Annotated in this window: 8 protein-coding genes and 1 pseudogene; 4 read left to right on the top strand and 5 right to left on the bottom strand. The window is 67.8% G+C overall.

The features are described 5' to 3' along the window. Positions 1-915: 915 nt before the first annotated feature. The 5 genes from ACI3ET_RS16080 to ACI3ET_RS16060 form a co-directional block, all read right to left on the bottom strand. Positions 916-1,689, bottom strand: a complete 774-nt coding sequence (locus tag ACI3ET_RS16080) for an LLM class F420-dependent oxidoreductase (RefSeq protein ID WP_405034084.1) — start codon at positions 1,687-1,689, stop codon at positions 916-918. Positions 1,690-1,924: 235 nt separating this feature from the next. Beyond that, positions 1,925-2,320, bottom strand: coding sequence for an ester cyclase (locus ACI3ET_RS16075; protein WP_405034083.1), 396 nt, complete (start codon positions 2,318-2,320; stop codon positions 1,925-1,927). A gap of 382 nt (positions 2,321-2,702) precedes the next feature. Continuing rightward, complete coding sequence (locus ACI3ET_RS16070; RefSeq protein ID WP_405034082.1) at positions 2,703-3,596, bottom strand: alpha/beta fold hydrolase; 894 nt, start codon at positions 3,594-3,596, stop codon at positions 2,703-2,705. A gap of 50 nt (positions 3,597-3,646) precedes the next feature. Continuing rightward, positions 3,647-4,186, bottom strand: a complete 540-nt coding sequence (locus ACI3ET_RS16065) for a flavodoxin domain-containing protein (protein ID WP_405034081.1) — start codon at positions 4,184-4,186, stop codon at positions 3,647-3,649. Next, a complete protein-coding gene (locus ACI3ET_RS16060) occupies positions 4,183-5,049 on the bottom strand; it encodes a hypothetical protein (protein WP_405034080.1) in 867 nt (288 codons plus the stop codon). The genes ACI3ET_RS16065 and ACI3ET_RS16060 overlap by 4 nt, the downstream gene beginning before the upstream one ends. Before the next feature lie 400 nt (positions 5,050-5,449). On the opposite strand from ACI3ET_RS16060, the gene ACI3ET_RS16055 reads away from it, so the two are divergent. From ACI3ET_RS16055 to ACI3ET_RS16040, 4 genes and pseudogenes are all read left to right on the top strand, one after another. Beyond that, positions 5,450-5,653: a cold-shock protein gene (locus ACI3ET_RS16055; protein WP_405034079.1), complete on the top strand. Its 204-nt coding sequence runs from the start codon at positions 5,450-5,452 to the stop codon at positions 5,651-5,653. Between the two features lie 280 nt (positions 5,654-5,933). After that, positions 5,934-6,131: pseudogene (locus ACI3ET_RS16420) on the top strand (hypothetical protein); the annotation flags it as partial. A gap of 153 nt (positions 6,132-6,284) precedes the next feature. Then, positions 6,285-6,422: a hypothetical protein gene (locus ACI3ET_RS16045; RefSeq protein ID WP_405034078.1), complete on the top strand. Its 138-nt coding sequence runs from the start codon at positions 6,285-6,287 to the stop codon at positions 6,420-6,422. A 17-nt stretch (positions 6,423-6,439) separates the two neighbouring features. Next, positions 6,440-6,583: an addiction module antidote protein gene (locus tag ACI3ET_RS16040; protein ID WP_405034077.1), complete on the top strand. Its 144-nt coding sequence runs from the start codon at positions 6,440-6,442 to the stop codon at positions 6,581-6,583. Positions 6,584-6,994: the final 411 nt, after the last annotated feature.

Raw genomic sequence — 6,994 nt, 5'->3', positions numbered from 1 at the left:
TCTTGGTCTCGGGAACAACGACGTACGGGGCCCGCGCGAACAGGCGACGATCCGAAGAAGTCCAACCGGTAGGGCGACGCTGCTGGACCCTGAGACAACACCGTACACCCGCCCGCACCGCACCGCCTCGTCTGCGACGGTCTGACACGGCCCGCCCGACCCGGAGCGCGGTCTTCCCGCGAGCGATCGTGCAAGCTGGCGTGATCCACCTGATCCGCGCCCCCGCGCTACGCCTGCGACGTGTGCCGCCTCTCCACCGCCCGCACCCACAGGTAGTAGGACTGGCTGGCGCACGTCGCCCGCCGCCCAGTCCGCCTCTACGGCTGTCCCGCGATCCCCATGATGTGGCGCCCCCGCGTGGCAGGACTTGTCCTCCCTGTCTCACGACGCGCAGATCCGCCGTGTGGTGCCTCCACCGCGCGATCGAGGCGCTGCACGCCCGGGTACCGGCCGGGGCCAGTCATGCACGGTCACTCCCGACCGGGCGGGCCGCGGAGAACCTCTGAGCCAAGCGGCCAACCCACCGTTCACCGGACGGACCTCTAGGAGGATGCGGCGGTCGTGTGCGCGTGGTTACCGTGATGGAGTTGTGCTTGAGAGGAACGGTCGGGATAACCGCGACCCCTGGCATTGCTGGGCCATTCGGCCCCTGGAAGAGGACCCTCCATGGGGGAGGGTCCTCTTTCTCGCGAAAGAGCAGCGACGGGCCGGTAGACGTCATGCAGGTCGAGGACCGATTGCCCCGTCCTCGGCACGGGGCAGTTGCCGGTTCGTCTTCGGCTGCGGCCAGGTGGGCGCGGGCGGTGCACGCCGACCGCGATGACGCATGACCACGTTGACTCACTCGGTCCGGACCGGACGAGCTCGACGCGGGCGAGAGCCCCGTCGTCTGGTGCCCCGCGTCACAGCGCTGCGTCACCCCTGCGCGTCGCGCCACTGCACCCAGTTCTTCACCAGGGAGAGGTCGTAGTCCGGCCCGGAGACCCCCACGGTGAACAGGGTGACGCCTGCTGCGACCATCGCGTCGGCGGCCTCCTCAGGGGCCACCGAGACCCCGGCCGAGCGCTCGATCTGGGTGGCGTCCCGGCCGACGTCGGTGCCGTGGTCGTTGAGGATGGCGCTCTTGCGGGTGATGGTCTCGGTGTCGCCAAAGCTGTGCCAGATGTCGGCGTGCTCGGCGACGACGCGCAGGGTCTTCTTCTCGCCCCCGCCGCCGATCATGATCGGGATCTGCCGGGTGGGGGCCGGGTTGCTGGCCGCGAGGCGCCTGCGGATGCGCGGCAAGGCCTGGCCAAGGGCTGCGATGCGCTGCCCGGCGGTGCCGAACTCGTAGCCGAAGCTGTCGTAGTCCTTCTCGAACCAGCCGGCGCCGATGCCGAGGATCAGCCGCCCGCCGCTGATGTGGTCCACGGTCCGTGCCATGTCCGCGAGCAGGTCGGGGTTGCGGTAGGAGTTGCAGGTGACCAGGGCTCCGATCTCGATGCGACTGGTCTGCTCGGCCCACGCCCCGAGCATTGTCCAGCACTCGAAGTGCTTGCCGTCGGGATCGCCGTACAACGGGTAGAAGTGGTCCCAGTTGAAGGCGGCGTCGACACCGATCTCCTCCGCGCGCCGCACGGCGTCCCGGATCTGGACGTAATCCGCGTGCTGGGGCTGGATCTGGACTGCGATGCGGATGCGGTGGGTCATGTCCTGAGCGTAGAACGCCTCATACTGCTGAGGACAGCTCAGTCCCCATTCCGGAGCGGCGTTACTCCAGTCAACGATCCGACCGCCGGGCGGTGAACTCGCAGCCCTGGATGGGACCGCTCAGCGAGTCCATGGTCACGCTTCACACTGCCCGCGTCGACGCGCGCCACAATCACCGCTCCGTCCACGGGCAGAGCGATCCCTTCGAGTCTCCGTCCCCGCGTTCGCAGACAGCTTAGGTGACCTGCTCAACCAGCGATCCGACATCAGCGATCTCCCACGCCTCGGTGATCTTCCCGTCGCGGAGGTGGCAGATCACCGCCTGGTCCATCCGAAAGCTGCGACCGTCTGCACGCACACCTGCGAAGTCACGAATGAGCGTTCCCGTCACCACGACACGGGCCATCTCCGTCTCGGCCTCGACGACGACCTCCTGAACCTCGTGCTGCAGGTCCGGCATAGCGGCCAAGGCGTCCAGCCACACCTTCTTCTCGGCCTCGCGACTGTCGGTGGAGAGACCGCGCGGAGCGTGGATGACGACGTCTGCATGCATGAGGGCGTCGAAGGCGTCCACATCAGCACGGTCACCGGCTTCAAGCCAGCGCGCGATGACAGAGGCTGATCGTTCCATGCCGCCACTATGGCCTGCACAGCGCGCGGCTCAGTCGCCGGCGCCGCCCGGACGGCCACCCTGCGCACAGGCCGAGGGCGTCACGACCGGAGACCGACTCGCCGAGCGCCACCCTCATGCGTCTTCCGGCAGCACGAACGCGAGCCGATGCTCCGGAGGCCACACATACGAGTCTTCGCAGCTGTAGCCCCCTCAACCAGGCCTGACCGTCCACGAGCGCAGGTGGAACCCTCTGAGGTACGCCACGTCTTCACTCACGAGTTCAGAGCGATATGGATCGCTCCCGGTCGGGGCACGGCCTGCCGACAGGACGGAGTCCCCCAGCACCACCGCTCTGCGCACGGGAAGCGCGACCATGCGCATCGTGCGAGGTCGTCTCAGATCACGCGATCGGGCGGGCGGCGAAGCTGAGTATGTCCGGGGCGAGTCGTGGGTCCGAGAGGACACCCAGGTGACCCTTGCCGGAGTACACGGTCAACGTGGAGTCGGGGATGAGCCGTGCCGTCCTCTCGTACAGTGCTGCGGAGACGAAGTGGTCCGCATCCCCGCACACCAGCAGGACGGGAACCGCGATGGTGGGCAGGATGTCGGCCACCTCGGGGTCGTTGACAGCTTGGGCGGCCAGGAGCACGTCCCTGCGGTCGTACTCGGCCGGGATGATGACGCGCGCCATCACCGACGCCATGAGGCTCCGAAGCCACGGCGTCCGAAGCCAGGGGTTCTGCAGCTGCACCATCACGTCGGCAGCTTCTGCACGGCGTCCCTCGCTGAGCAGTCGCGCGGACTCGAGGGTGGCCTCTCTGGCAGTCGGTTCGAGCGTGTGGCTGGCTGCTACTGCTGCGAAGGATCCGAACAGGTGCGGATGGCGGGCGGCCAGGGCAAAACCGATCACGCCGCCCTGGGAGTCAGCCACCAGCAGGTCGACCCGCCCATGGAAGTCGTCCATGATCAGCTTCGCGTAGTCATCGGCGAAGTCGCTGACGGTGGCAGCGGCAGGCAGATGCGGTCTGAGACCCACCAGGTGCACGGTGTAGCCAGCGTGGACGAACGGTGCGATGGCCTTGGCCATGAAGCGCAGGTAGACCGTCGTTGGCTCTGCGTGGCTGGGGTCGGGGATCCACAGCACCGAACGGACACCGGTGCCGAATTTCACGTAACCCATGCCAGCAGGGAAGTTACCTGCGGACCATCCGGGCGTCGAAGCCTTCCGAGCTCGCAGTGCCAGCGCCGCACCCGCGCCCGCAGCCAGTCCCAATCCGAGCATCGCAGGCTTCATGCGGAACGCTCCTTTCCCCGTGCTCGATGGGTTCGCTGTCGAGGGGTAGGTCACGAGGCAGCGCGGACGAGGTCGGCCGCGATCTGGTCTGCCCACGCGGTGATGGCGTCCCAGTCGCGGAAGTCGCCGGCAGGAAGGGCGTCGCGGGCGGCGGACATGTGGCGGGTCATTCGTTCGCCGATACCGATGGGGGGTGCCTCTGGGTCGTAGGCGCCGAAGAAGACCTGTTCACCGCGGGGGTTCATCATGGCGGTGAGATCGTCGAACTCTTTGGGCCGGGTCGCAGCGAGGACGTCATTGCCTTCGGCGTCGACGCGGTCGGTGCCCAGGGGGCCGCTGCTGAACAGCCAGACCGGCCGGGCAGAGAGCTCGGCGCGGTGCTGCTTGGCGAAGCGCACGGCGGGCTTGAGCCAGTGGAACATGTATGCCGCTCCTCCGAGGACGACCGCATCGTAGTTGTCGAGGCTCTCGACGTCCTCGACCGGTCTGGCCTCGGCCGAAAGGCCGTGGCCAATCAGGGTGGAGGCGATGTGGTCCGCAATTCCGGCCGTGGCCCCGTGCCGGGTGGCGTAAGCGATCAGGACGTTCATGCGATTTCTCCTTCTCCTTGTGTAGCTTTCCGTTGGGTTGTGCGTGTGTGTATCCGGCCGTGTTCTCCCAGTCCGAGAAGGAGGACGCCCCAGGCCATGGAGGCGACCCCGCCGGGGACGCCGAATGAGCCGGTGGCATGTGGCAGGAGCGTTGAGGAGGAGCCAAGAGTGATGGCACCCAGGCCGGCACTCCACAGCGGCAGCCGCCAGCCGTCGACCCTCCACGCAGCCAACGCCGCGAGAGCCGGAATGACGAGGGCGGTGGCCGCCAACTCCGCCAGCCGGTCCCCGTGTGCGCACCGTCCCAGGAAGCAGGACGGGCCGGCGTCCAGGGCGGCGGCGATCATCAGGGCCGCATAGCCGGTACCCACGGCTGCGGCGAGCAGGGCCAGCCCTGCACCGACCCCGCTGGGGTTGCTCCGCGCGTGCAGCAGTCCCCGCGGCTGTGGGTGAAGCACCAGGAGTACGACCGCTGCTGCTGTGAGAACCACACCTCCGACCAAGGGCTCGACCCGGCTCCCCAGCAGTCCGCACAGGGCAAGGGCAGCAGCGGCGAGCAGGCTCTGCCCCACCCCCGCAGCGGGAGGTCGGCGCCGGATCTGGCTCGCGAACCCGGCGCCGATCATCGCGCCCAGGGCGAAGAAGCCGAGATCGCTCACCGGCGTGGTCTCGGTGTAGTTGGGGTCCACCACCCACAAGGATGTCGTCAGTGCGGTGACGGCCACGAAGAGGGGCCAGACGAGGGCCGTCCACAACGCTGCCCACACCACGCGGGCCCGTCTTCGGGGAGCTCTGTCGGTGCCCGTCGAGGCGTTCACCAGGACAGCCGTCGCGAAGATGATCGGGCCGTGAGCGCCGGACACGCCCTGCCTTGTCGGGTCGCGTCGACCTCTACCGATGTATCGAGCGGTGCATGCGCCCGCATCTGGCCACCCTCCTGCGTCAGCACTGCAGCGCGAACTACAGGTCAGACCCACCGGGAAAGGGGTGAATCATCGAGTCCTGCTCTTGTGAGCCTAGGCCTTGGGGGCTGCTGCTGCGCCGCTGATCGCCGACGTGAGGAAGGAGAGCGGCGAGCTGTAGTCGCGCAGCGCCAGCGGCCCTGGTCGTGTCCCCGTGCTAGCGTCAGATCGACCCGCCGTATCAGTGTCCTGCGACGTTTCCGCCCCCCGGTCGATCGGGGGTGCCGCATCGAGGACGCTCGGTGGTCCGGAGGCTCTGCACACGCGGCCCCCGACAGCGATCAAGAATGAGGCAGCACCAGTGGCTACAGGCACAGTAAAGTGGTTCAACTCCGAGAAGGGCTTCGGCTTCGTCGAGCAGGACGGCGGAGGCGCTGACGTCTTCGTGCACTACTCCGCCATCGAGAGCTCCGGCTACCGCGAGCTCCAGGAGGGGCAGAAGGTGGAGTTCGACGTGACGCAGGGCCCGAAGGGTCCGCAGGCGGAGAAGGTCCGGCCCCTCTGAGCTGAGCTGACCACGACCGACTGCACTACGAGGCCCCGCGCGATCCGCGCGGGGCCTCTTGCACCGGTGTGGGCAGAAGGGGCTCGAACGCGCAACCACCTGCTTACAAGTCACCCAGGCATAACGCGCTGACCTGCACATATTGCACGAAACAGTGCCCTATCGACGCCTTCGTGCAGCATACGTGCATCAGTGAAGGCCACCCGCGCCCTCGTCTGCCCGTTGGGCGCGGACGCACCAGCGGTCCGCCGGAGAGCCCGGTAGGCCCTCACAGGGGCGCGTGGACGGCACCTCGGTGCATGTCTCGAAGCCCAGTCACGACATCAGCGTGGGGACGAAGCGTGGAAGGACTTCGACCGGTGGCTTGCGGAAGCTGAAGGACCGGCAGGGACGGCTGCGGATCCTGTCCAGGATCGACCGTCTCGCTCATGGCAATCCCGGTGATGCCAAGGCTGTCGGCCAGGGCGTCCTAGAACTTCGGCTGACCTACGGACCCGGCTACCGGGTCTACTACGCACAACGCGGCAACCGCGTGTGCTCTTGCTCTGCGGAGGGGACAAGTCAACACAGCAGAACGACATCACCACGGCGCACCAGCTCGCCGCAGAGTGGCACGCGACGGAGGACGACCATGACCACTGAGCAGTACACCCGCTTCGACCCGGCCGACTACCTCGGCGACATCGACGACGTCGCGGCATACCTGCAGATCGCGCTGGAGGAGTCTGCCGAGGACCCCACCGCGGTGCCCCGTACCCTCGCGGGGTAATCGCGCGCTCGGGGAACATGAGCGAGCTGGCCCGACGCGTCGGGCTGAGCCGCGACGGGCTCTACAAGGCCCTGTCCGACCAGGGCAACCCCACCTGGTCGACCGTGCTCAGGGTCTGCGACGCCCTCGGTCTCAAGCTCACCTTCCACGCCGTCCCATAGACGGGCGACTCTGCCGCCTGTGGAATCATCGCCGGGCGTTCGCACTGCGGTTGCCTGGCAAGCTGGGTGACGGGGGCCCGAAGGTCGAGCCACCCAGTGGTGGCCCCGCCAGTCTCCTCAGATCCATCGGCGGGGTCATCCTCCGCTTTCGGAGGGTTGGCCGCCCAAGCAAACACGATCAGGCTGCATGCAACGACTACCGCGATGCCCGCCAGCACCATGTTGGCCCGCATGAACGCCTGCCGGACCTTCAGGTATCCGTCGAGCTCGATCAGGGCGCGCACGGTCAAGTCCGGTGGAGTGGTGTACGACGGTGATCCTTCGGTGGGTTGATCAGGCCGTCAGTGCGGGGACGGTAGCAGTGCTTTCCTCCTGTCCGGTGGTGGTCGGGGTGAGGGCGTGGCGGCAGCG

The sequence above is a fragment of the Ornithinimicrobium jinqii genome (assembly GCF_045032595.1).
In the GTDB taxonomy this organism is placed as follows: domain Bacteria; phylum Actinomycetota; class Actinomycetes; order Actinomycetales; family Dermatophilaceae; genus Ornithinicoccus.
This window is presented reverse-complemented; position numbering and strand designations above follow the sequence as displayed.